The sequence below is a fragment of the Hymenobacter ginkgonis genome (assembly GCF_009755225.1).
Taxonomy (GTDB): domain Bacteria; phylum Bacteroidota; class Bacteroidia; order Cytophagales; family Hymenobacteraceae; genus Hymenobacter; species Hymenobacter ginkgonis.
The window spans coordinates 826,131-850,539 of record NZ_WQKZ01000001.1 but is presented as its reverse complement, the minus strand read 5'-3'; the positions used below and the strand labels follow the sequence as shown (position 1 = coordinate 850,539).

At 59.7% G+C, this 24,409-nt stretch carries 24 protein-coding genes; 14 read left to right on the top strand and 10 right to left on the bottom strand.

Annotated elements, in window-relative coordinates:
- Positions 1 to 22 precede the first annotated feature (22 nt).
- The 3 genes from GO988_RS03315 (at position 23) to GO988_RS03305 (ending at position 2,264) form a co-directional block, all read left to right on the top strand.
- Positions 23 to 970 carry a hypothetical protein gene (locus GO988_RS03315; protein ID WP_157562094.1) on the top strand — a complete coding sequence of 316 codons (948 nt, stop codon included), beginning with the start codon at positions 23 to 25 and terminating at the stop codon, positions 968 to 970.
- Between the two features lie 73 nt (positions 971 to 1,043).
- Complete coding sequence (gene dcd, locus GO988_RS03310; RefSeq protein WP_317164770.1) at positions 1,044 to 1,583, top strand: dCTP deaminase; 540 nt, start codon at positions 1,044 to 1,046, stop codon at positions 1,581 to 1,583.
- Between the two features lie 117 nt (positions 1,584 to 1,700).
- Positions 1,701 to 2,264: a hypothetical protein gene (locus GO988_RS03305; RefSeq protein WP_157562093.1), complete on the top strand. Its 564-nt coding sequence runs from the start codon at positions 1,701 to 1,703 to the stop codon at positions 2,262 to 2,264.
- A gap of 81 nt (positions 2,265 to 2,345) precedes the next feature.
- On the opposite strand, the gene gldC is transcribed toward GO988_RS03305, so the two are convergent.
- The 7 genes from gldC to GO988_RS03270 all read right to left on the bottom strand — a co-directional run bounded on the left by gldC (position 2,346) and on the right by GO988_RS03270 (position 8,913).
- Positions 2,346 to 2,684 carry a gliding motility protein GldC gene (gene gldC, locus GO988_RS03300; protein WP_157562092.1) on the bottom strand — a complete coding sequence of 113 codons (339 nt, stop codon included), beginning with the start codon at positions 2,682 to 2,684 and terminating at the stop codon, positions 2,346 to 2,348.
- Positions 2,685 to 2,834: 150 nt separating this feature from the next.
- Positions 2,835 to 3,959 (bottom strand): DNA polymerase III subunit beta, encoded by a 1,125-nt coding sequence (gene dnaN, locus GO988_RS03295; RefSeq protein ID WP_157562091.1) that lies wholly within the window; start codon positions 3,957 to 3,959, stop codon positions 2,835 to 2,837.
- A 117-nt stretch (positions 3,960 to 4,076) separates the two neighbouring features.
- The gene (gene gldG, locus GO988_RS03290; RefSeq protein ID WP_157562090.1) at positions 4,077 to 5,798 is read right to left on the bottom strand and encodes a gliding motility-associated ABC transporter substrate-binding protein GldG; all 1,722 of its coding nucleotides are present in this window, start codon (positions 5,796 to 5,798) and stop codon (positions 4,077 to 4,079) included.
- A 2-nt stretch (positions 5,799 to 5,800) separates the two neighbouring features.
- Positions 5,801 to 6,526, bottom strand: coding sequence for a gliding motility-associated ABC transporter permease subunit GldF (gldF, locus tag GO988_RS03285; protein ID WP_157562089.1), 726 nt, complete (start codon positions 6,524 to 6,526; stop codon positions 5,801 to 5,803).
- A gap of 140 nt (positions 6,527 to 6,666) precedes the next feature.
- A complete protein-coding gene (gene gldA / locus GO988_RS03280; protein WP_157562088.1) occupies positions 6,667 to 7,575 on the bottom strand; it encodes a gliding motility-associated ABC transporter ATP-binding subunit GldA in 909 nt (302 codons plus the stop codon).
- A 55-nt stretch (positions 7,576 to 7,630) separates the two neighbouring features.
- A complete protein-coding gene (locus GO988_RS03275; protein ID WP_157562087.1) occupies positions 7,631 to 8,185 on the bottom strand; it encodes a GNAT family N-acetyltransferase in 555 nt (184 codons plus the stop codon).
- Between the two features lie 35 nt (positions 8,186 to 8,220).
- On the bottom strand, positions 8,221 to 8,913 hold the full coding sequence (locus GO988_RS03270; RefSeq protein ID WP_157562086.1) for an SDR family oxidoreductase: 693 nt from the start codon (positions 8,911 to 8,913) through the stop codon (positions 8,221 to 8,223).
- Between the two features lie 23 nt (positions 8,914 to 8,936).
- Here GO988_RS03270 and GO988_RS03265 point away from each other — a divergent pair, with 23 nt between their 5' ends.
- Positions 8,937 to 9,710, top strand: coding sequence for a GIN domain-containing protein (locus GO988_RS03265; protein ID WP_157562085.1), 774 nt, complete (start codon positions 8,937 to 8,939; stop codon positions 9,708 to 9,710).
- Between the two features lie 95 nt (positions 9,711 to 9,805).
- On the opposite strand, the gene GO988_RS03260 is transcribed toward GO988_RS03265, so the two are convergent.
- Positions 9,806 to 10,531 carry an SDR family oxidoreductase gene (locus GO988_RS03260; protein WP_317164798.1) on the bottom strand — a complete coding sequence of 242 codons (726 nt, stop codon included), beginning with the start codon at positions 10,529 to 10,531 and terminating at the stop codon, positions 9,806 to 9,808.
- A 97-nt stretch (positions 10,532 to 10,628) separates the two neighbouring features.
- Here GO988_RS03260 and GO988_RS03255 point away from each other — a divergent pair, with 97 nt between their 5' ends.
- Positions 10,629 to 11,360: an MlaE family ABC transporter permease gene (locus tag GO988_RS03255; RefSeq protein ID WP_157562083.1), complete on the top strand. Its 732-nt coding sequence runs from the start codon at positions 10,629 to 10,631 to the stop codon at positions 11,358 to 11,360.
- Between the two features lie 92 nt (positions 11,361 to 11,452).
- Entirely contained in the window at positions 11,453 to 12,265 is an 813-nt protein-coding gene (locus GO988_RS03250) for an ABC transporter ATP-binding protein (protein ID WP_157562082.1), read from the top strand.
- A gap of 9 nt (positions 12,266 to 12,274) precedes the next feature.
- Here GO988_RS03250 and GO988_RS03245 read toward each other — a convergent pair whose 3' ends face one another.
- Positions 12,275 to 13,567, bottom strand: a complete 1,293-nt coding sequence (locus GO988_RS03245) for a geranylgeranyl reductase family protein (RefSeq protein ID WP_157562081.1) — start codon at positions 13,565 to 13,567, stop codon at positions 12,275 to 12,277.
- Positions 13,568 to 13,656: 89 nt separating this feature from the next.
- Between GO988_RS03245 and fabG the strand changes: the two genes are divergently transcribed.
- From fabG to GO988_RS03205, 8 genes are all read left to right on the top strand, one after another.
- The gene (gene fabG / locus GO988_RS03240; RefSeq protein WP_157562080.1) at positions 13,657 to 14,406 is read left to right on the top strand and encodes a 3-oxoacyl-[acyl-carrier-protein] reductase; all 750 of its coding nucleotides are present in this window, start codon (positions 13,657 to 13,659) and stop codon (positions 14,404 to 14,406) included.
- Between the two features lie 35 nt (positions 14,407 to 14,441).
- A complete protein-coding gene (locus tag GO988_RS03235; RefSeq protein ID WP_157562079.1) occupies positions 14,442 to 15,131 on the top strand; it encodes a YiiX family permuted papain-like enzyme in 690 nt (229 codons plus the stop codon).
- Positions 15,132 to 15,187: 56 nt separating this feature from the next.
- Complete coding sequence (locus GO988_RS03230; protein WP_232341351.1) at positions 15,188 to 17,266, top strand: VWA domain-containing protein; 2,079 nt, start codon at positions 15,188 to 15,190, stop codon at positions 17,264 to 17,266.
- 71 nt (positions 17,267 to 17,337) lie between these two features.
- A complete protein-coding gene (locus GO988_RS03225) occupies positions 17,338 to 18,006 on the top strand; it encodes a pseudouridine synthase (RefSeq protein WP_157562078.1) in 669 nt (222 codons plus the stop codon).
- A complete protein-coding gene (locus tag GO988_RS03220) occupies positions 18,006 to 18,947 on the top strand; it encodes an alpha/beta hydrolase (RefSeq protein WP_157562077.1) in 942 nt (313 codons plus the stop codon). The genes GO988_RS03225 and GO988_RS03220 overlap by 1 nt, the downstream gene beginning before the upstream one ends.
- A 135-nt stretch (positions 18,948 to 19,082) precedes the next feature.
- Positions 19,083 to 19,817 (top strand): dioxygenase family protein, encoded by a 735-nt coding sequence (locus tag GO988_RS03215; RefSeq protein WP_157562076.1) that lies wholly within the window; start codon positions 19,083 to 19,085, stop codon positions 19,815 to 19,817.
- An 80-nt stretch (positions 19,818 to 19,897) separates the two neighbouring features.
- A complete protein-coding gene (locus GO988_RS03210; RefSeq protein WP_157562075.1) occupies positions 19,898 to 20,395 on the top strand; it encodes a hypothetical protein in 498 nt (165 codons plus the stop codon).
- 2 nt (positions 20,396 to 20,397) lie between these two features.
- Complete coding sequence (locus GO988_RS03205) at positions 20,398 to 21,099, top strand: pirin family protein (RefSeq protein ID WP_157562074.1); 702 nt, start codon at positions 20,398 to 20,400, stop codon at positions 21,097 to 21,099.
- 143 nt (positions 21,100 to 21,242) lie between these two features.
- On the opposite strand, the gene GO988_RS03200 is transcribed toward GO988_RS03205, so the two are convergent.
- Complete coding sequence (locus GO988_RS03200) at positions 21,243 to 24,392, bottom strand: efflux RND transporter permease subunit (RefSeq protein ID WP_157562073.1); 3,150 nt, start codon at positions 24,390 to 24,392, stop codon at positions 21,243 to 21,245.
- Between the last annotated feature and the right edge of the window lie 17 nt (positions 24,393 to 24,409).

Sequence of the window (24,409 nt, the reverse complement as noted above, 5' to 3'; positions counted from 1 at the left end):
CGTCATCTAACTACTTCTGCTTATGCGTTTTCTGCTCAGCTTACTGTTGCTACTGCCCTTTGCAAGCCTGGCCCAACCGAAGGAAGGCGCTAGCCAAACGCCCGCGCAGGCCAACAAGCAGCTATTCGACCGCACCATCGATGAGTTGAATTTTCGCACCTTCGAAACGGTGTACGACAAGCATTTTACGCGGCAGAAATACCCCGAAAACTTGCGCACTGCCGCTGCCCGGCGGGCCTTTGCCAACTTTGAGAATAATGCCGAGTTGCAGAAGTTGTTTCTGAATTATAACGGCGTGGCCGAGCGCTACAAAACGCATTTTGGCAACGGCCCGCTTACGCTGGCCGAGTTTCAGAAACAGCTAAACGGCGTGCTGCGCGACCGCAACTTCGAGTTTTTTATTCGGGGCCTGCCTCGCGATGAAAAGCAGGGCCTTATCCGCACCGAGGAGCGCATTATTAAGCAAGCCGTGGCGCGGTTCAACGCCAGCGCTGAGCCGGTTGGCCCTACCCCCGCCCCCACCAGCGAGGCAGAGGAACCACTGGCCGCATCGGCGCCCCTCACTACCAACGGCCTGGCTACCAGCGAGCCAGCTGCGGCCTCTAGCCCCGACGCCAGCAGCGACGGGGCGCAGCTGCGCAGCCCCGCGGCCGAAGATCCTACCCCCTCCTCCGGCGGCCCCGGCTGGGTGGGCTACCTCACGCTGCTGAGCAGCCTGGGTTCGCTGGGCTTGCTGCTGTATACGGCCGTTACCTTGCTGCCCGAGCTGCAACGCCTGCGGGCCCGCGTGCGGGCGCTGGAGAGTGACCAGGCCTACTACGCCGCGCCCGACCCCGACGAAGAGCCGACCGAAGCGCCCGACGAGACACCGCCCGCCCAACGCGGTCCGAGCCTTTTCAGCCGCTTCCGTTCGCACACCACGGGAGAGTTGCCGGCCGATAATTACGACGACGAGCCTACCCATCCGTAGCTGGCCTCCTTTTATTCCTTCTAGTTGATTCGCTCCTAAAACCAGCGGATTTCGTTTAAACTCTGATTAACCCGTGATTCTGACTGACCAGCAAATCCGCGCCGAAATAGCGCGTGGCACCATTGTCGTAACGCCGTATGACCCTAGCTGCCTGGGCACTAACTCATATGATGTGCACCTGGGCCGCTACCTGGCTACCTACGACGATGCCGTGCTGGACGCCCGCCGCCACAACAAAATCACGACGTTTGAAATGTCGGCCGAGGAAGGCTTCGTCTTGCAGCCCGGTACGCTCTACCTGGGCGTAACCGAGGAGTACACCGAAACCCACGCCCACGTGCCTTTCCTCGAAGGCAAGAGCAGTGTAGGTCGCCTAGGCATCGATATTCACGCCACGGCGGGCAAGGGCGACGTAGGCTTCTGCAACCATTGGACGCTGGAAATCAGCGTATCCATGCCCGTGCGCGTGTACCCCGGTATGCCCATCGGGCAGCTCATTTACTTCAGCCTGCAAGGCGATGTGCAAACATTTTACAACCGCAAGCAATCGGCCAAGTACAACGAGCGCACCGACAAGCCCGTGGAAAGTATGATGTGGAAGAACTCCTTCTAGCTTCATTCGCGGGCAGAAACCTCAACTTCTGCAAGCTATTCTGCGTTAAAAAAGCCAACTATTACGCCCATAAAATGGCGCGATAGTTGGCTTACTGCTTGTTTAACCCTTGCTCTTATGATGATGAAGCCCGTTTTTGCTGCCTTGCTGTTAGCCGCTTCGGTAAGTGCGCACGCCCAGCAAGTGCCGGCCGTGCCCGCATCGGCCGGCACTATGCCCCAAGATAAAACTCAGGCTAGCCCCCGCCTCAACCCCGTGGCCGCCCGCGCCGAGCACCTAAGCACCCAAATGGTGCGCGACCTGCACCTAAATGGCTACCAAGCCAGCCGCCTGCGCGACATCAACAACAATAAAATGGCTAAGCTCGATGCCATCGAGCGGCAATACGCAAACAATCCTCAAGCTGCTGATGCTCAAGCAAGAAACATTGCCAAAGAGCGCGACCAAGAGCTTCAGGCGGTGCTAACCACCGACCAGTACACCGACTACTTCGATGCGCGCAAGCGCTATGCCCAGGCCGATAAAGATTATGCGCGCTCGGCTTCGGCATCTATTCTCGTCAACTCGGTGCAGAACCCTACCCCCTCCCGAGCCAACGACGCTATCATTGGGCCCTCCAAAACCAAGGACCCTACCCCCCGCCGGTCGGCCGAGCCCTTTGGCCGCACCTTGCGCCAATGAGTTTACGGGTATTTTCACTAGCCCACAAAAAAGGCTTCCCATCTTCTGGGAAGCCTTTTTTGTGGTGTTATGCTTGGCCCTCTATTGGTTAGTTTGGCCTTGCTCGTCGAGGTAGTCACTCAACTCTTTGCAGAGGGCGCGCATTTTTTCAGCCATTTTCTTATCCCCGGTCGCCGTTTGAATGGTTTCGGCCATCGAGCCGATGTTGTCAACCACAAAAAACTTCATAGCGTCGGTCGGCATGTCTTTGGTCCAGAGGTCGATTTTCATCGTGGCATCGGCATTGCGGTCCCAGATAGCGACGTTGATGGCTTTGGCAAAATGCATGTCCTGGCCCGCATCGGTAGCCTGCCAGCTAATGGCTTCAGGTACCTTCTGGTCGTCGAGGGCAATGCTGAAGCGAATTTCTGATTTTTTCATTTTTTATCAAAGGGAAAAAATAACGTCATGCTGAGCTTGCCGAAGCATCTCGCGTGGATTAGTAGTCTGTAATCTCAATTGTTAGAGGTTACTAATCCACGCGAGATGCTTCGGCAAGCTCAGCATGACGTTCTAATTAAGAGCAAGTTATTACACGTAATTGTTGAGCATCACTGGCATCACCAGCATCAGGATGCTCTCATTTTCGTCGGCCTGGGCCGGCATGAGCAGGCCAGCGCGGTTGGGCGTGCTCAGCTCCAGCGTGATGTCCTCGGAGTCGATATTGCTCAGCATTTCTTGCAGGAAACGGGCGTTGAAGCCAATTTCCATGTCCTCGCCGTCGTACTGGCAAACCAGGGTTTCTTTGGCTTCGTTGCTGAAATCCAGGTCTTCGGCCGAAATCACTAGCTCCGAACCGGTGAGGCGTAAACGCACTTGGTGCGTAGTCTTGTTTGAGTAGATGCTGATGCGGCGCACCGAATTCAGCAGCTCGGCGCGGTTGATAGTCAGCTTATTAGGATTGCTGACGGGGATAACGTTCTCGTAGTCGGGGTAGCGCTCGTCGATGAGGCGGCACACCAGGCGCATCTGGTTAAACGAGAAGAACGCGTTGCTTTGGTTGAACTCGACGCGTACCGGCGCCGATTCGCTGGGCAGCGAGCTTTTGAGCAAGTTGAACGCCTTGCGCGGGATGATGAGGTTGGCAGTTTGGCCAGCGCCTACATCCTGGCGGCGGTAGCGTAGCAGGCGGTGCCCATCGGTAGCCACGAAGGTCACCTGCGAGTCGGCTAGCTGCACTAAGATGCCCGTCATGGCGGGGCGCAGTTCGTCGGTGCTAACGGCGAAAATCGTTTTGTTGATGGCCCGCGCTAGCGACGACGAGGGAATCTCGACTGGTGTCGAACCCTTCACTACCGGCACGCGGGGAAAGTCGGCGGCGTTCTCACCGGCCAGTTTGTAGCGCCCATTGGCCGAGCTGATTTCGATAGTATAGGTTTCCTCGTCCAGCGTAAACGTCACGGGCTGGTCGGGCAGGTTCTTGAGGGTATCGAGCAAGATGCGCGCCGGGGCCGCGATGCGCCCTGTTTCGCGCGCCTCAATGGGCAGTTCGGTCATCATGCTCGTTTCGAGGTCGGAAGCCGTAATTGTCAGCTTACCAGGCTCAATTTCAAAGAGAAAATTCTCCAAAATCGGCACCACGGGGTTGTTCGTAACCACGCCGTTGATGCTCTGAAGCTGCTTGAGCAGGGCCGAGGACGAAACGATGAATTTCATATAGTAAGGAAGGACAAAAGCCGGGTTTGGGAGGGCGGCAAAGATACGCCGGGCAAACGGGGTTTGGAAGCGGATAAACCAGCCTTATTACAAAGCCGGGCAGCAACTACTTTATACCTAAAACCGTGCATACCGCCGCTTGCGCCACCAAGCGCGCACAGCGCCAAAAAGCGCGAGCAACGCCAGGGGCGCACCGATGTTCAGTAGCTGCCAGGGGCGGCGATTACCAGCGAGCTGCACCTTGTCGAGGGGGCGCAGGGTGATTTGCTTGCCGCGCACGGCGATTAGGCCGGTCTCGTCGAGCAGGTAGTCGGTAGCGTTAAGAATAAGCTCGCGGTTGGCAAACTCGGTGCTAGACAGGCGGTCGTAGCCCAGGCGCATGGGGCGGCCCGACTTGGGGTCTACGTCGTTGCGCAGGAAATCGCCGTCCGAAATAACCAGGATTTTGCTTGGCTGGGCATTCGGGTTTTGGTCGGGTTGGTACTTCATGGTGCCCGGCTGCACGCGGTTGGCGAACAGCGAGCGAAACTTGCCTTCGAGTAGATACCCAACCGACTGGTAGCTGTTTTGGTACAGCTTCGGATTGGGCTCCAGGCGCGCATCGTTGAAGTTGATGGGCACCGGCGCGGGCAGCCGGCGGGTGTAGCGCGAGGTCGTCATGAGCGACGTTTTACGAATGCCCTCAGCCTTCACCGTGTCGATGTTGCCTACAAACTTCAGGTATACCGCATCGAGGTTGCGCGTTATGGGGCTGGGGCTGAAGCGGTTGATGAGGGGGTAGAGCTGCCAGGGCAGCGGCTCAATCTTGGGCTTGTTGCCGGTCACGCCCGTCACAAGCGGAATCTGACCGCAGTTCAAATCCAGCAGTAAGTTGGGGTTCAGGCGCACGCCGTAGCGAAACAGCAGGTCGTCGAGGTTGAGATTATAGGGGGTAGCGAGGGCCGCGCCGTTGCGGCTTACACTATCGAGGTCTACGCGCAGGGCATCCACAAAAAACAGTGCCCGCCCGCCGTGCGTGATGAATTGGTCGAGCCGAAATTTCTCCTCCTCCGAATACGGCAGGGTAGGCTTGGCCACCACCACGGCATCAAGGTTGCCGCGCAAGTCCTTCACCTGGTTCAGGTCTACGCGGAACACGTCGTAGTTCTGCGACCAGGCCGTGAGAATATCGGCCAGTTCGGCATTCGGCAGTTCGCCGTGGCCCGACACGACGCCCAAGCGGCGGCGCGCCCCACCGGGCGGCGCCACCTGCCGAATAGTGCTTGCCAGCTCGTACTCCAAGCCTTCAATGCTCTGGTTTAGCCGCTCTTCGGGGGCGGCTACTTGGCTGCCGCGAAGTAGCAGCACGTTGCGGCTTTGGCCGCCGGCCTGCACCACCGCCCACGGGAAAATGATTTTCTCGACCCGCTTGCCGTTTTCGTTAGCGCCTAGGTTGGTAGGCTTCAAGCCTTTTTTGAAAAGTGTTTGGTAGAACTGGTTGCGGCCGGCCTCGGTGCCCGCCGCGCTAGGGTCGATGAAGATAAAGTTCAGGTTACTCCTCCCGTACACTTGCATTTCGGTGAGGGTTTCGCGCACGCCTTGTTCGAGGCGGCGGAAGGTAGGCGGGAAGTCGCCGGCGAGGTACACCGTTACCGTCACGGGTTGCTTCAGGTTGCTGAGCAGCTGCTTGGTAGCGGGCGACATGGTATAGCGTTTTTCCTCCGTCAAGTCGAGGCGGAAGAAGAAACGTTGGGCCACGAAGTTCAACAGGAATAACGCGCCGATAATGGCCGCAAAACGCAGCAAATCTTGGCGCTTACGCGAAGCGGCGGGGGTAGGGATGGTCGTCGTTGGTTCCATGCTTACCAGGTGCGGCTGCGGAGGGCCAGCCGGGTGCCCAACAGGGCCACGGCTACCACGGTGAAGAAATAAAGCACATCGCGCGAGTCGATGAGCCCTTTGCTGAGGTCGCGGTAGTGGGCCGCAATGCCGAGCTGGCTCACGTAGTAAGCCGGTGCACCTTCCAAAATCGAAGCCAACGAATCGAAGCCCGCATATACCAGAAAACACGCCACCACGGCCACTACGAAGGCAATAATCTGGTCGCGGGTGAGAGCTGACGCCAGCACGCCCAGGGCCGCAAACACCGCCGCCAACAGCGCCAGCCCCACATAAGAGCCCACCGTGGCCGCCGAGTCGATATTGCCGGGCGGCGAGCCCAGTTTATACACCGAGAAGTAGTAGAGCAGCGTGGGCACCAGCGCCAGCAGCGCCAGTAGCAAGCAGGCCAAATACTTACCTCCCACAATTTGGCCGTCGGTGAGTGGGCGCGTGAGCAGCAGTTCGATGGTGCCGGCCTTCTTCTCTTCGGCAAAGCTGCGCATCGTGATGGCCGGAATTAGCAGCAGAAACAGCCACGGCGCGAGGTTGAACAGCGATTGCAGGTCGGCGTAGCCGTAGTCGAGCACGCTGCTATCGGGGAACACCCACACGAACAGGCCGGTAGCCACCAAAAATACGCCGATGACGACGTAGGCCACCGGCGAGTTGAGGAAGGCGTTGAATTCTTTTCTTAGGATTGTAAGCATTTAGTAGCGCCGCTTGCGCGGATTTGTCCTGCTGAGCTTGTCGAAGCATCTCGCTCGCCTCGTTGGGCTACTACTCCCAGTGGCGCAAGCGAGATGCTTCGGCAAGCTCAGCAGAACGTTCTTTATAATTTGCGTTTTAGTCATTTGGTCAATTCCCCAAACACTGCTTCTAGGCTTTGTTGCTCTTGCCGTAGCCCCAGCAGCAGCCAGCCTTGCTCTACGGCAAGGCGCGACACGGCGGCGCGCACATCGGTGCCCGGCGCGGTGCGGATGAGCACCACACCCGGCCCGGCGGCCTCTACCCCCCGCACGCCGGGTAGGGCAGCCAACGGCGCGGTGGTGATGATGCCCTCGAACTCGGCGCGGAGCACGGTTTCGCCGGCGGCGCGGGCGGCCAGCTCGGCCACGGGTGCGTCGGCCACCAGCTTGCCGCGGCTGATGATGACCACCCGCGAGCACAGGGCCGTGACTTCGGGCAGGATGTGGGTGCTGAAGATGACCGTTTTATCCTCGCCCAGCTCGCGGATGAGCTGGCGGATTTCGCCAATCTGGTTGGGGTCGAGGCCGGTGGTAGGCTCGTCTAATATGAGCACTTCGGGGTCGTGCACCAGCGCTTGCGCCAAACCCACACGCTGGCGGTAGCCCTTGCTGAGCGCGCCGATTTGCTTGTTCTGCTCGCGGGTGAGCCCTACCCTACCGATTAGCTGCGACACGCGCTGGCGCAAGTCGCGGCCCCGCAGGCCGTGCACCGAACCAATAAATTCGAGGTACTCGTGCACGTACATGTCGAGGTAGAGCGGGTTGTGCTCGGGCAGGTAGCCCACACGGCGGCGCACGGCCAGCGGTTCCTGCTGCACGTCGTGGCCCCCAATGCGCACTGTACCGGCGGTAGGCGGCAGGTAGCCGAGCGCAATTTTCATGGTGGTGCTTTTGCCGGCGCCGTTGGGCCCCAGGAAGCCCACAATCTCGCCCTTATCGGCCCGGAAGCTGATGCCGTCCACGGCGTGTTGGGCACCGTAGGTTTTTACTAAATTTTCTACTTCAACCATGAGGCAAATAACGACGGCCCGCGGGCGGTAACTAAAAAATATTCCTACCCCCGGCTCAGGCCGGCCGGTAGGCCCGCGGCGGCACGGGCTCGGCAGGGGCGGGCCGCAGCTGCTTGGCTAGCCACTGTACATCGTGCCACTGGCCAAATTTATAGCCCACCTGCCGGTAGGTGCCCACCGGCTCGAAGCCGCAGGCGCGGTGAAAGCCTTCGCTGCGCGGGTTAGGCTGCGTAATGCCGGCGTACACATTAACGTAGCCAAGCTGCGTGAGCCGGGCAAACAACTGCGCGTAGAGCTGCCGGGCCACGCCGGCGCCGTGGTGCGCAGCTTGCACATACACTGAGCTGTCTGCCGACCATTGGTAAGCCGCCCGCTCGCGGTGCGCCGAGGCGTAGGCGTAGCCGATGACCTGGCCATTGCTTTCGGCCACGAGCCAGGGTAGGGAGCGCTGCACTTTTTGCACCCGCCCAGCAAAGTCGGCCAGCGTCGGCACCTCGTACTCAAAGGAAATGGTGGTGCCGGCCACAAACGGCGCGTAGATGGCCAGCATGGGCGCCACATCGGCCGGCGTAGCATCTCGAATGATATACGGGGCCGGGGGCGAGGCCATAACTAAAGGGATTGGGTAGCTAGCGGGGAAAGACGCTATTTTACTTGCGCCGGTCGCATCTGAATTTCCGATATCATCGTGGCCTGGGGCGCTTCGAGGGCGTGCACGATGGCGGCGGCAATGTCCTCCGGTTGCATCTTGTGCGGGTCGGGCGCGGCGCCGGGGGTAGCACCGTTGAAGTTGGTTTCGACCGAGCCGGGCATTACGCAGGTTACTTTGATGCCATCGGGGCGCAACTCCTTAAACAAGGCGTCGGAGAAGCCGCGCACGGCGTATTTGGTGGCGCAGTAACCCGCGAGGCTGGCGGTGCCGGCCGTGGCTGCCAGCGACGCCACGTTGATGATGTGGCCTTCGTGCTGCTTTTTGAATTGGGGCAGCACGGCGCGGGTGCAATAGAATAGGCCGTTCACGTTGGTGTCGAACATGGCGTGCCAGTCTTCGGATTTGAAGCCGTCGATGGGCCCAAAAATTCCTACCCCCGCGTTGTTCACCAGCACGTGAATCTCCAACCCCAACTCGCGCTGGGTATTAGTGAAGGCTTCGGCCACGGCATGCTCGTCGCGCACATCGCAGGCAAAAAACTGGAAGCGGTCGTGGTCCAGGCCCTCGGGTGCGGTGCGGCCCCAGCCGGCTACGGCGGCGCCGCAGGCCAGCAAGGCGGCAGCGGTAGCGCGGCCAATGCCGCTGCTCACGCCGGTTACGATGGCAACTTTCCCGGTCAGGTCCATAATTTCAGGCAAAATTTAGAGGTATGCAACTGCTGATACGGGTACAAAGTAACGCGCTGGCTGGCCTGCGCCGAGTGGCGGTGCTGCTGGCAGCGGGCCTGGCGCTGGCTAGCTGCGGCGCAGGCCACGATACGGATTGCCTCAAAAGCAACGGCTCCGTCACGACCCAGCGCCGCGCCCTAAACCACGCCATCACCAACTTGGTGCTGTATAATAACGTGGACGTTACCATCGTGCCCGACACCGCCAACTACGCCGAAGTGCGCGCGGGTGAGCACGTTATCGACGACATTACCTTTACCTACCAGGGCGACCACCGCCTGCTGATTCGCAACACCAGCACCTGCAACTGGGCGCGCAGCTACGACACGCCCCGCGAGGTGCGCCTGCACGTGGCCACGGTGAAGGACATCGAGCAGCGCGGCTACGGCCTGCTCACCACCGAGGGCCAGTGGAAACAGGATACGCTGTTTGTGCATTCTTCGAGTACCGGCGATATTAACCTGAATGTTAACTGCGCCTATTTATTTGTTGACTTGTACGATGCGGGCGATATGACGCTCCACGGCCAGGCCACGGAGTTTCACCCCAACCTCGGCAGCAACGGTTTTTTATTTGCCAGCGACTTGCAGACGCGCTTTTGCTATTTTCACGTCTACCGCGATGGCATCGGCGATGCGCACGTGCGCGTGAGCCAAAACCTGGGCGGCATCCTCGACGGCCGGGGCACTTTTTACTATACCGGCAGCCCCACACTCATCGATACTAAAGGCGCGGGCAAGCTGGTGCGCGAGTAGCACGACAGTTGTGTTTTTATACTTTCTCGTGTCATACTGAGCTTGCCGAAGCAGGGCGGGGAGTCTTAAGTATTGATGCTTCAGCACTAAGTCTTCTAAAGTACATCGCCCAGTTGTGGGCGAATCAAGATTTCTTCTACCACGGCTTGGGGCGACAGCCGAAAGGCGCTTAGCACGGCCTCGGCCACGTCGAGCGGGTCGATGAAGCGCTCAGCGGGCATTCCTACCCCTTCCCAACTGCGGGTGAGGGTAGCGCCGGGCAGCACGGCCGTCACGCGCAAGCCCTGAGTTTTCACTTCTTCGCGCAGGGTTTTGGTAAAGCCCAGCAGGGCAAACTTGGCCACGCCGTAGGAGCCACCACTGGGGTAGGGCATGAGGCTGGCCGTGGAGCAAATGGTGAAAATATGGCCCCTACCCTGCCCCAGCAGCGTGGGTAATAGCGCGCGCGTCACATCGTAGGCGCTGAGCAAGTTCACGGCCAGCACTTCGCGCAGGCGCGAGCCATCGGCGGGTTCATCCTGGAAGCGGCCCGGCACAAAGGCCCCGGCGTTGTTGACGAGCGCGGCCAGGGGGAGGCCCAGCGCCAGCACAAATTCGGCAAACTGCTGGCAGTCGGCCGCCCGGCTGAGGTCGGCGGGTAGCACGTGCAGCGTCGCCATTGGAAACTGCTCACTCATAGCCGCTTGCAGCTCAGCCAGGTTGGGCCCCGAGCGGGCGCAGGTAGCTACGGCAAAGCCCTCGCGCAGGAAACAATGCACCAGGGCTCGACCAATGCCCTGGCTACCGCCCGTGATAACTACTAGTTGCGCCGCTGAAGCCACTATTTCCAAGTTTTATACGTAAGAAGCGCAAAGATGCTCCGGCGCGGCTGCGCGGGGCAACCTCACTTCGTTTTTTCGCTGCCTATCACGCTACTTTATGCTCAAGATTTTCGGGTCATTCGTCCTGTTTTTATACAACATGGTGACGCGCACGGAACGTATCCGCGTCCTCTGGAATCGCTTCATCGAAGAAGCTACCCTCATCGGGGTCAATTCTATTTTCATTGTGGGCATTGTGTCGGCCTTTATCGGAGCCGTAACGTGCATTCAGATTGCCTACAACCTCACCAACCCGCTCATTCCGAAATCGACCATTGGCTACATGGTGCGCGAAATGACTATTCTGGAGCTTGCGCCTACCATCACCAGCATCGTGCTGGCGGGCAAGGTAGGCAGCTCCATCGCGGGCGGCTTGGGCACGATGCGCATCACCGAGCAAATTTCGGCGCTTGAGGTAATGGGCATTAACTCAACTTCTTACCTAGTACTGCCCCGCATTCTGGCCTCTATGTTTATGTTTCCGCTGCTGGTTATTCTGGCTATGGCGCTCAGCATTTTGGGCGGCTACTTAGCGGGCACGCTGTCGGGCGTCATGGCCCCGCAGGACTATATCGAGGGCATTCGCACCGACTTTATTCCTTACAACATCGTGTTTGCGCTTATCAAAGCCGTTGTTTTCGCCTTTCTTGTATCGGGCATCTCGGCTTACAAAGGGTATTACACCGAAGGCGGTGCCCTGGAAGTAGGCGCTGCCAGCACAGCTGCCGTTACCAACTCCATTATCGCCATCTTGCTGGCCGATTACGTACTGGCCGCTGTTTTGCTGTAACTTTTAGGTGCCTGTTACTGGTTAATAGCTGTCAGTTTCTCTTCTAGAGGCGCGGCTGCTACCCATCAACCGGCAACTGATACCCAGAACTCATGATTGAAATATCCAATCTCGAAAAATCCTTCGACGGCAACCAAGTCCTCAAAGGCATTAGCTGCACCCTCGAAACCGGCAAGTGTAACCTACTACTCGGCGGCTCGGGTACTGGCAAAAGCGTACTCCTTTCTTGCGTAGTGGGCCTTATGAAGCCCGACCTGGGCTCCATCACCTTCGATGGCACGGTGTACACCAACTCCAAGGTGGACATTCGGCAGGAAATTCGCCGCAAAATCGGTATGCTGTTCCAAGGCTCGGCGCTGTTCGACTCGATGACAGTGGCCAAAAATGTGGAGTTTCCGCTGCAAATGCTGACGCCCGACATGAGCCTGGAAGAGCGCCGCGACCGCGTGGAATTTTGCCTCAAGCGCGTGGGCCTCGAAAATGCGGGCAACAAAATGCCCTCCGAAATTTCGGGCGGCATGAAAAAACGCGTGGGCATTGCCCGCGCCATCGCACCCAACTGTACCTATCTTTTTTGCGATGAGCCAAACTCGGGCCTCGACCCGGCTACGAGCATTAAGATTGACGAATTGATTGCGGAAATCACGCACGAATACAACATCACTACCGCCATTATTACCCACGATATGAACTCGGTAGTGGGTATTGGTGACCACATTATCTTCCTGCACCAAGGCAAAAAGCTGTGGGACGGCAATAAGGAAGAAATCTTGAACGCCCAGGTGCCCGAGCTGCGCGAGTTTATTTTCAGCTCGTCGCTGGTGCGGGCTGCCAAGCGCGTGGAGGAAGAAGATGGCCCCCAAGGCCTCGAACACTTGGCTGCCGAACCCCTGTCGGAGGTATAGCCGCTGGCCCTACCCCCGTTTTGAAGCTGAACCCTGCTCCGCCCGGAGCAGGGTTCTTTTTTTGCCCCCAAACAAGAGCTGCAAGTAGAAACTGGGCTGCTTGAGCCGGGCGCGCAAGTCGATGTCTACAAACATCATCGACAGGGTTTCGGCCAGGGTAGGGTTGTTGGCGGCGCGGTTGGCCACGAAGTTGAACAAAGAGGGGTAGTCGAGTAAGCGCTGCATCATGCGGCTCACGCGCAGCTCCTGGCCCAGGCGATTGTACACGGCCGCGTCGTAGTTTCGGAGGAACTCGGAGCTGCAATCATCTTTAGCCACGGCTTGCGCGGCCCAGTTGGCCGCGTGGCGCCCGCTCACCATGGCGTGCGAAATGCCCTCGCCCGTGAAGGGGTCGATGAGCGAGCCCGCGTCGCCGAGCAGCAAGTAGCCCGCGCCGCTCAGCGATTGATGCCGCGAGCCCAGCGGCAGCCCAAAGCCACGAATGGGCCCCTGGCGCTGCGCCTGCGCAAAGCGGGGCGCTAGGGCCGGGTGGGTAGCCAATATTTCCTCGAAACGTTGGCGCAGGTTGATTTTTTTATCTGCTACCGCTTGCGAAAGCATCCCTACCCCCACGTTGGCACCGCCGTTGGGCAGCGGAAACACCCAGAGGTAGCCCGGCAAAAAATCTTCGATAAAGTGCAGCTCGATAAAATTGTCTGGGCTCAGGCCCGCTACCCCCTCGTAGTACGCCCGCAGCCCCGCGCAGTGGTGGGCCGGCAGCAGCTCGTGGCCTGCCACCTGCCGCACAAACGCCGACTGCGCGCCGTTAGCTACCAGCAGCAGGCGGCAGGTGGCCACCTCCTGGCCGGCTTTATCAGTTAGGCGCCAGCCACCAGTAGGCGTGCGCTCGGTGTGGGCTACGTCCACGTTTTCGCGGAAGGTGATGGCCGGTTGCCGGCGCACTTCCTCCACTAGAAAGTTGTCGAAATCAAGGCGTTTGGCTACGTAGCCGGCGGCCGAGTTGGTAGCCTTGTTGAAACCCGGCGTAAACGGCACCGACAGCCGGCGGCCGTTGGGCGCAAAGAAATCGATGCCCCAGCTCGCTACCTGCCACGGTAGGGTGGGTAGGCGCTGAAGCAGCGTTTCGTCGATGCGTTTCAACTCTGCTAATACCTTGCCGCTGAGGGCGTCACCGCATACTTTGTCGCGCGGAAACGCGGCGCGGTCGAGTAGCAGGCAAGGCTGGCCCGCGCGGGCCAGGTGCAGGGCGGCCGTAGCCCCGCCGGGCCCCGCACCCAGGATGCAAATGTCGTGGAAAGGCATAATCTGGCACGAAGGTAACGGCCGCAGTAGCGCCGCCTACCCCCGCTGGTTGTGCGCACCACGAATGCCGGGGCTGCTAACTTCGCGCCATGAATCAGACTCTCGTCGGAAAAGTAGCCCTCATTACTGGGGCCTCGAAAGGAATTGGCCGCGCCATTGCCACGCTATTTGCCCAACAGGGCGCGCAAGTAGCTTTCACTTATTTATCGTCGGTCGAAAAAGGCCAGGCGCTGGAAACCGAGCTGGCCGCGCACGGCAGCAAGGTAAAAGGCTACCGCTCCGATGCGTCGGACTTTGCCCAGGCCGAAAAGCTGGTCGAAGATGTGGTGGCCGAGTTCGGCAAGCTTGATATTCTGGTCAACAATGCCGGCATCACGCAGGATGGCCTGCTCATGCGCATGAGCGAAGCGCAGTGGGACAACGTACTTACCGTCAACCTAAAGTCGGTATTTAACCTCACCAAAGCGGCCACCAAACCCATGATGCGCGCCAAAACCGGCTCCATCATCAACATGACTTCGGTGGTCGGCATCAAGGGCAATGCGGGCCAGGCCAACTACGCCGCCAGCAAGGCCGGCATCATCGGCTTCACCAAGTCGGTAGCCCTGGAGCTGGGCTCGCGCAATATCCGCTGCAACGCCATCGCCCCTGGTTTTATCGAAACCGAAATGACCGACGCCCTCGACCAAAAGCAGGTGGAGGAGTGGCGCAAGGCTATTCCGCTTAAGCGCGGCGGCTCGCCCGAGGATGTGGCCAAAGCCACGGCCTTTCTAGCCTCCGACGATTCGAGCTACATCACTGGCCAAGTGCTGCAAGTGGATGGCGGTATGCTGACGTAGGCCTTATTACTACCCCCCTATTTCTCCTAAAGGCTATGCCTTCGCCACGCATCACGTTGCGCGTAGTTCTGGCAACGCTACTCGGCGGAGGCATCGTCTTTTCTTCGCCCCGACTAGCCAACAAGTTTCAGCGCTGGTGCCTAGCGGAGCAAGCTACTGCCACCCTTGCTCCGCTAGGCGCTACCCTGCACAACGGCGACCTCATTTTTCAAACGTCGCAATCGGCCCAAAGTCAAGCTATTCAACTAGCTACGCATTCGCCCTATAGCCACTGCGGCCTGCTGTATAAAACTACGCGCGAGTGGCAGGTTTTCGAGGCTGTGCAGCCGGTAAAGCTCACGCCGCTAGCCCAATGGGTGGCGCGGGGTAAGGGGGAGCACTTTGTGGTGAAGCGCCTGCACGATGCGGCCCAAGTTCTTACCCCCGCGGGGCTGGCCCACTTGCAGATGGCGGGCCAGCCTATGCTAGGCCACGGCTATGATTTGGCTTTTAATTGGTCGGATAAACAGATTTATTGCTCTGAGCTTATTTGGAAAGTGTACGACCGCGGCCTGCACCGTCGGCTCGGCCAGTTGCAGCACCTGCGCGATTTCGACCTGCGCCACCCCGCCGTGCAAGCCAAGCTGCGGGAACGCTACGGCGCCCGGCTGCCGTTAGAGGAGCCCGTCATCTCGCCGGCCAGTATCTTTAACAGCCCCGAGCTGGTTACCGTCGTTAGCCGATGAGCTAGCCGGCTCTCTCCGTTCCTTGCTCCGCGCGGTCTTCGCGCGCGTTTCTGCTCTTGCTGTCTACTGCTTATTCTCCCTGGTTTATCCTGCTGTGCCTGGCCGTAGGCGCGGGCTACGCGACGCTGCTCTACTCGGCCAAGGCGCCCTGGAGCCGGGCCGTCAACTACGGGCTGGCGGCGCTGCGCTTTGTGGTCGTGAGCTTTTTGTGCTTGCTGCTGCTCTCACCGTTTATCAAAACGACGACTACCCGCACCGAGGCACCTACGGTCGTGCTAGCCGTTGATAACTCGCAGTCGGTAAGCTTATTTACGCCCCAGGCGGCGCTCAGCCAACTAGCGACAGGGCTTCCTCGGCTGGCGGCCACCCTGCGCGACAAAGGATTTCGGGTCGAAACGCGCACCCTGACGCAGCCCGAAACTACCCCCGACTCGCTGCGCTTTACCGCCAACCGCACCGACCTGAACAAGCTGCTGGCCGATAGCCGCGAAGCCAATGCCGACCACAACCTGGCGGCCGTGGTGCTGCTCAGCGACGGCATCGTGAACCAGGGCCAGTCGCCCCAGTTTTCGGAGTTTGGCTTCCCCGTTTTCGGCGTGGCGCTCGGCGATACCATTCCGAAGAAAGACCTGCGCCTAACCGATGCCGTGTATAACCGCGTGGCCTTCAGCGGCAATAAATTTCCGCTGGAAACTGAAATTGGCTACGAAGGCTACGCTGGCGGCGCGGCCACCGTGGAGGTGCGCGAGGGCGGCCGCGTGCTGGAGGCGCGCCGGGTGGCCCTACCCCCCGGCCGGCGCCGCATCAAAACTACTTTTCAGCTTACTGCGCCCGCGCCGGGCAAACGCCGCTACGAAGTGCGCGTGGTGCCCCAAGCCGGCGAGTTTACGGTGCTGAACAATGCGCGCACGGTCTTTATTGAAGTGGTGAAGGGCAAGCTGCGCGTGCTGCTGGCCGGCGCCGCCCCCCACCCCGACCTTAAGGCGCTGCGGGCTGCTATCCTGGCAAATAATAACTTCGACTTGACGCTGAGCGTGGCCGGCGTGGGCCAGCCCCTACCCCCCGCCGCTACCTTCGACGTGGCCGTGCTGCACCAGTTGCCCGCCCGCGGTGGCTTGGGCCAGGACTTGCTAGCGCGGGTGCGGGCGGCGCGCGTGCCCGTGCTGTACGTGCTGGGCGCGCAGTCTGACTTCAGCGCGTATAGCCAGCTGGCAACTGGCCTGAGCGTGCAGCCCCGCGGCGCGCAGACTGACGATGTGACGCCGCTGCCCAACGCGGGCTTTGCACGCTTTCCGGTGGAAGAGGAAAGCCGGCGGCGCTTTGGCCAGTACCCGCCGGCCCAAGTGCCCTTTGGCGACTTGCGCCTGGGCAATGGGGCCGAGGCTGCACTGTGGCAGCAGGTGGGCCGCCTACCCACCCAAAAGCCGCTGCTTGTGTTTAGCAGCCCTACCACTACCCCCCGCACCGCTACCCTGCTGGCCGAAAATACCTGGCAGTGGCGCTTGCAGGAAGCCACCGCCCACGACGACCGCCCCGAAGCCTACGACCGGCTCATCGCGCGCACGCTGCAACTGCTGACCCAAAACGCCAACAAGAAGCGCCTCGATGTGTACCCCACGCAAGATGTCTTTGGCACCCAAGATGATGTAACGCTTGGCGCCGAAACTTACAACGCGGTATTTGAGCGTATTTACGACCAAAAAATTACCCTTACCCTCACCGATTCGGCCCAGCGGCCACGCACCGTCACCTTCACGAACCCCGCCGACGGCTCGCCCCTGCACCTGGGCCCGCTGCCAGCGGGCCTCTACCGCTACCAGGCGCGCGCTACCCTCGGCGGCCAGGCCCAGCAGGCCGCGGGCGAGCTGCTGGTGCAAAACCAGCCGCTGGAGGCGCAGGAATCGCGGGCCGACCACCGGCTGCTGGCGCAGCTTAGCCGCCGCAGCGGCGGGCAGCTCTACTACCCCCCGCAGTTGGATAAACTGGCGCAGGATATCGAAAAAGCCAACTTCAAGCCAGTGATTTCTAGCGAGGAAGACTTAAAAGACTTGATTAACCTGAAATGGCTATTCTTTGCGCTGCTGGGGCTGCTAGCGGCCGAGTGGGCCACGCGCAAATACCAGGGCGGCATTTAAATTTAGTTGCTGATATACAAGTAGTATTTCCGCTTTAGCTATTCCAACTTACTATTCAGCAATTACTTATCATGCGCTACGTTCTCCTCAATAAGCCTTACGAAGTCCTCACGCAGTTTACGGATGAGCACGGGCGCGCTACCCTCAAGGATTTTGTGAACGTGCCCGACGTGTACCCAGTGGGCCGGCTCGATTTCGACAGCGAGGGCCTGCTGCTGCTCACCGACGATAAGCAGCTGCAACACCGTCTCAGCGACCCGCGCTACAAGGTACCCAAAACCTATTGGGCGCAGGTAGAGGGCACGCCCACCGCAGAAGCGCTAGAAAAGCTGCGCCAAGGCGTGCAAATCAAGGAAGGCTTTACGCTGCCCGCCACGGCGCAGGTGCTGCCCGACGACGTAGTGGCCGACCTGTGGCCGCGCACCCCGCCCATTCGCTACCGGGCCAGCATCCCCACTAGCTGGCTCGAAATCACTATTTCGCAGGGTATGAACCGGCAGGTGCGCAAGATGTGCGCCGCCGTGGGCCTGCCCTGCCTGCGGCTGGTGCGCCAAGCCATTGGCGACTTGCCCTTGTACGACTTGCAGCCCGGCACCTGGCGCGAGCTAACGGAGGAAGAAGCCCAGGCGCTGCGCGGCCTGGCGGGCGCGGGTAGCCGCCCGGCCCTGCCGTATCGCCGCCCTACCCCCGCCACGCCGGCCGCCGGGCAGTCGGGCTTCCGCCGCAAGCCCCGCCCCTAATGTGGCGCCGGCTGGGCTGGTGGCTGGGGGTAGCTTTGGGGCTGCTCAACGTGGTAGTGGCGCTGCACGCTTGGCGCTTTACGCACTTTTCGGCCGAGGCAGGGCCGCGCACCGTGCACGCCGAGCGGCTGCCCACCACCCAGAAAATCTGGCTGTTGCTCACGGGGTTCCGAAACCCTAAGCCAGTTGGCGTTGGTGTTCCCGCCTTTCCAGTTGAAAACGTAGCGCTGCGCAGCCCCAATGGCACGTTGGCTGCCTGGTACGGCGCGGTACCGCAGGCGCGGGGCACCGTGGTGCTCTGCCACGGCTACACCAGCGATAAATCGCGCCTCCGGCCCGAGGCGGCGTATTTTCGACAGCTAGGCTACGCCGTGCTGCTACTCGATTTTAGCGGCAACGGAGCTTCCGAAGGCTACCAAACCACTATTGGCTACCGCGAGGCTGCCGATGTGGTGGCCGCCAGCCGCTGGGCGCAGGCCCGGTTACCAGGTGCGCCCCTGGTGCTTTATGGTGTGAGCATGGGCGCGGTGGCCATCATGCGGGCTGAGAGCGAGCTAGGGCTGCGTCCCGCCGCCAACATCCTCGCATGCCCCTACGGCAGCATGCTCCAAACGGCGCGCAATCGCTTTACCGCCATGGGCCTACCCCCCTTTCCGCTGGCCAACTTGCTCGTGCTGTGGGGCGGGCTAGAAAATAACTACTGGGCGTTTGGGTTAAAGGCCGAGGAATATGCCCGCCACATTGCTACCCCCACCCTGCTGCTGTGGGGCACCGCCGACCGCCGCGTGACGCGCGCCGAAACGAACGCCATTTTTGCCCATTTGGCGGGCCCTAAGCAACGCCTAAATTTTGTGGGGGCCGGCCACGAGCCGTACTGGCACCGGCAGCCAGCCGCGTGGCGGCGGGTAATAGCCGGTTTTTTATGCATGAAGTTGCGCTGAAGGCTAGCCCGCGAAACCAGCTATTCATCGGTGCCAGGTTGCAAGCCGTCGATTTTGGGTAAGGCCAGGAAATAGACTGGGTCAAATTTGTGTACTACCCCCAGCAACTATTTCAACGCTACCTCCTCCCCAACCATGGAAAGAAAACACTTTCTCAAGAGCCTGCTGATGGGCGCTGCCGCCGCCCCTGCCTTGCTAACGGCTTGCAGCAAAGAGGATTCCGTTACGCCCAGCACCGCTACGACAGGGGGCACCACTACTACTACGGGGGGCACCACTTCGAGCAGTTGCACGGTAGCGCCCACCGAAACCGAGGGGCCATTTCCGACCCACACGCCGTCGTCGTACGTGCGCAGCAACATCACAGACGGCCGCACCGGCTACGCCATGACGGCCAAAATCACCATCACCAATACCAATAATAGCTGCGCCGCATTGGCGGGCCTGCTCGTTGATATCTGGCACTGCGATGCCGAGGGCAACTATTCGGAGTATGGCGGCACAGCCATGCAGAGCACCAGCTACACCAATGTGCACTTTCTGCGCGGCCGCCAAACCACCGACAGCAACGGCCAGGTAACGTTTACCAGCATTTTCCCCGGCTGGTATTCGGGCCGCGCCACCCACATCCACGTGCACGTGTACACGGCCAGCGGCACTTCGCTGAAAGTGACGCAAATAGCCTTCCCCGAAGGTACGGGCACGGCGCTGGCGGCTGTTAATGGCTACGCCAAAACGCTGAGTGGCTACACGTATAACAAGAGCGATAACGTATTCAGCGACGACTCGGCGGGCGTGCAACTTGCGACCGTAACGGGTAGCACTACGGCTGGCTTTGCGCTGTCCATTTCACTCGGCGTGCCGGCATAGGTAGTGGATAGTGAACTGGGCGCACTAACTAGTGAACGTTGTTTTCTGCGCACTTTCCCCTTTACCGCTCGCTATTACTTATGCGCCTTATCGCCCTGTGCTACCGCAAAATAATTGATGTGAATGCTTCCCGCCCGTGGGAAAAACTGGTATTTGAAGATTCGTACCGCGAGTTTGCCCTTCAGGCGCAGTATTTCAATCAAGAGCGGAAATACCGCACGTTTGGCGAATTGCTGCACTTTGCGCCGGGGGCCGAGCAGCTGCACTTCCTGGTGAGCGGAGCGGTGCGCGGCTATGTGCAGCAGTTGAATAATGTAGTGCCCGACGTGGTCAATAATATTGGGCGACTATTTTTAAAATTCGACAAGTTTCAATTTGAAATCATTAATTCGGATTTGGCGGATAGGACTAAGCACCAGGTAGCTATCAGTTTTTACACTGAGCCGCTGGCTTGGCACGACACCATTGGCGAGTATTTGCTAGTGGCACCACCCCAGGCCGAATCGGGCGAAATTCCTACCCAGCTCTTTCGGCTGCAACCCTATCTCACCATTCATTCGCTGCAACTAGCAGGCTGAGTATGGCAGCACAAACGCCCGGCAAAATCTTTCTGGCCGACCAACGCGGCTTGGTCGAAACGAGCTACCATCGCCGCTACTGCACCTTCAGCTTTGGCGACTACGCGCACGCACACAAAGGCCCGTTTGGCCGCCTCCACGGCTTCAATGAAGAAACGCTAGCGGGCACCCAGACGCTTGCTTTGCCCATAGGGCAGGCTACGTACGTGCTACTGATTCCCATCACGGGCGACTTGGCTTATCGCACGGCCACACTGCCCATGGCTACCCTTCAAGTAGGCGAAATGCAGCTACTTACGCTACCCAGCGGCGACGCGCTGCACTTAGCCAACCCCTACGAAACGGAGCTTATCAGTTTTCTGCACCTCTGGGTGCACGCCGCTGAGCCTACCCTGCCAATTGCAACCCAGCGGTTTACTTTCAATTTGGCCGCCGCGCCGAATCAGCTTATCGAAGTCCTACCCCCCCTGGCAAACCAGGGGCTGCCGTTTGGCGTGCGCATCGGCCAGTTTGCGGGGCGCCGCGAAGCCAACTACCACGTGCAGCCTGGGGCCGATTTTTTCGCGTTTGTGCTGGCTGGGGCTTTCGAAGTGGAAGGCCGCCTGCTGCACGAGCACGACGGCTTGGCGCTGTGGCAAGTAGCTGACGTAGAACTGGAAGCGCTGAGCAACTATGCCACCATCCTGGTGCTCGAGCTGAACTGAGGGGGTAGGGTTCGTAGGCTGCTACTTAAGCAAGAACGTCCTGCTGAGCTTGTCGAAGCAGCTTGTTCGCATCATCTAACGATGCGAACAAGCTGCTTCGACAAGCTCAGCAGGACGTTCTTATTCGAATAAAACCTTAGCCGCTAATGCGTGGCCAGCTCGCGGTTGGCGGGCAGGTCGTCGGCGTAGTGGGTGTGCTCGGCGCGGTAGGTGCGCTCAAATATCAGCGGGAAGATGAAGAGCGTCAGCACCGTACCCGTCAGCAGGCCGCCGATAACCACAATGGCCAGCGGCTTGGAGGTCTCGGAGCCAATGCCGGTGCTGAGGGCCGCCGGCATGAGGCCGATGATGGCCATGAGGGCCGTCATCACCACGGGGCGCACGCGGGAGGCTACCCCCTCGGCCAGGCTGCGGTCGAGACTCATCTTGGCCAGCATATTCTGCTTGAAGACGCTGATGAGAATTACGCCGTTCTGAATACAAATACCGAACAGCGCAATGAAGCCGATACCGGCCGAAATCGAGAAGTTGGTGTGCGTAATGAGCAGCATGGCAATGCCGCCGATAAGCGCAAACGGCACGTTGAGTAGCACCAGGCCGGCGTCCTTCAAATTGCCAAACAAGATGAACAGGATGAAGAAGATGAGCGCCAGCGAGATGGGCACCACCTGCGCTAGGCGCTGTGAAGCACGGCGTTGGTTCTCGAAGTCGCCGGTCCATTTCATGGAGTAGCCCTTGGGGAGCTGCACGACTTTGTTTACTTTTTCCTGCGCCTCGGCGATGGCCGAGCCCAGGTCCCTACCTCGCACCGAGAACTTGACGGCCGAGAAGCGCGTGTTGTCGTCGCGGTAAATCAGGCTGGGGCCCGTGACGGGCTGCACAGTCGCGATTTCAGTCAACGGCACGGTTTTGCCGGTTTGCGTAGGCACCATGAGGGCCGCAATTTCGGTGGGGCTGCTGCGGTACTGCTGCTCGTAGCGCAGCCGAATGGGAAACTTGCGCTCGCCCTCGTACATCTGCGATACTTGCTTGCCACCCACGGCCATTTCGAGCACCGCGTTGGCGTCGCTCTTGCTCACGCCGTAGCTGGCCATGCGGCGCTCGTCGAGGTCGGCGTGCAGCTCGGGCTGGCCGATGTTGCGCAGCAGGCCCAGGTCATCAATGCCCTGCACGCCTTGCAGCACCTCGTACACTTGGCGGGCTTTGCCCTCCATTAGCTTGAGGTCGGTGCCGTAAATCTTAACCGCGATAGAGCCTTTTACGCCCGAGGCGGCTTCCTCCACGTTGTCGGTAATGGGCTGCGAGAAGTTGAAATCGACGCCCGGAAAGCGGTTCAGCTTTTCCTTCATGTGCTCGATAAGCTCCTCGCGGTACGCCTTGGATTTCATCTTCTTCTGCACCTCATCCGTGTGCTTGATTTGGACGAGGAACTCGTTGTTGTAGAAGCCCGTGGGGTCGGTGCCGTCGTTGGGGCGGCCGGTCTGGCTCACCACGTCGCTCACCTCGGGGAAGCTGATGAACACGCGCCGCATCTCATTACAGAGCTTGTTGGAGGCGTCGAGCGAGATGCTCAGCGGCAACTGCGCCCGCACGTAAATCGAACCTTCGTTCAGCTCGGGCAAGAACTCGGTACCCAGAAATTGGTACATCCCTACCCCCACTGCCACAAGCGCCGCGGCAAACAACAGGCTAGCCGTTTTGCGGGCGTAGGTGAACACGAATACCTTGCGCGCGCCTTGGTTGATGGCCCGCACGAAGAAGTTATCCTTCTCCCGCACGTTTTTGCGCAGCAGAATCGACGCCAGTACTGGCACCAGGGTCAGGGTAAAAATCAAGGCGCCAAGCAGGGCGAAGCCCAGCGTCCAGGCCAGCGGCGAGAACACCTTGCCTTCTACTTTCTCGAAGGAGAAAATTGGCAGCAACGCAGTGATGATGATGGCCTTAGCAAAGAAAATCGACTTACCCATGTCGCGGCCGGTTTTCTTGATAATGCCCAGCTTGGCGAGCTTGTTGAAGCGCTCCATGCCCACTTCGTGGGCCTTGTGGTCGAGCGCCACAAAGAGCCCTTCCACCATCACCACGGCCCCGTCGATGATGATACCAAAGTCGATGGCGCCCATGCTGAGCAGGTTGGCACTCATGCCTTTCAGGCGCAGGCAGATGAAGGCAAACAGCAGCGCCAGCGGAATGATGATGCTCACAATCACCGTGGTACGCCAGTCAGCCATGAACAGGAACACAATCACCGTCACGAAAATCATGCCCTCGGTGAGGTTGTGAATTACCGTTTCGGTCGAGAAGTCGATGAGCTGCTGGCGGTCGTAGAACGTGCTGATTTTAACATCAGGCGGCAGAATTTTCTCGTTCAGCAACTTCACTTTTTCCTGCAAGCGCTCGATAACTTCCGACGGGTTTTCGCCCTTGCGCATTACCACGATGCCTTCCACCATGTCGTCGTTCAGGCCGCGGCCTACCCGCCCGAGGCGGGGAAGGGCCGATTCCTTCACCTGGGCCACGTCTTTGATGAGAATCGGCACGCCGTTCACATTCTTCACCACCGTGTTATTGATGTCGGAGATGTTGTTGAGTAGGCCGATGCCACGCACCACGTAGTTCTGCTGGCCCTCGTTGATGACGTCGCCGCCCACGTTGATGTTGGAGCGCTGCACGGCGGTATACAAGTCGAGCGGCGTGAGGCTAAAATCCTGCAGCTTGCTGGGGTCTACCGATATCTCGTAGCTCTTGACCTCGCCGCCGAAGCTGTTCACGTCGGCCACGCCGGGCACGGCCTTCAGGTTGCGTTCGATTACCCAGTCCTGAATGGTCTTCAGCTCGCGGGTCGTTTTGTCTTTGCTGGCAATGGTGTAGCGATAGATTTCGCCGGTGGGGCCGTAGGGCGGCTGCACGTCGGGCTCGGCGCCCTCGGGCAGGTCGGCGCCGGCCAGTAGGTTGTTCACCTGCACGCGAGCAAAGGCGTCGTCGACGCCGTCGTCAAAAATCACCTTCACCACCGACAGGCCAAAGAGCGTGGTCGAGCGCACGCTGGTTTTCTTCTGCACCGGGTTGAGGGCGATTTCGATAGGCGCCGTCACAAACTTCTCAATCTCCTCGGCCGAGCGGCCGGGCCACTGCGTGATAATGGTGATTTCAGTGTTCGTCACGTCCGGAAACGCCTCGATGGGCGTGTTCCGGTAGCTCACTACCCCGGCAATAATCGCGACCAGCGTGAGCAGGAATACGAAGCCCCGGTTCTTGAGCGAAAAGGCAATAATGCCCTGAATGAACTTATTCATTTTTAAGCTGCTAGCTG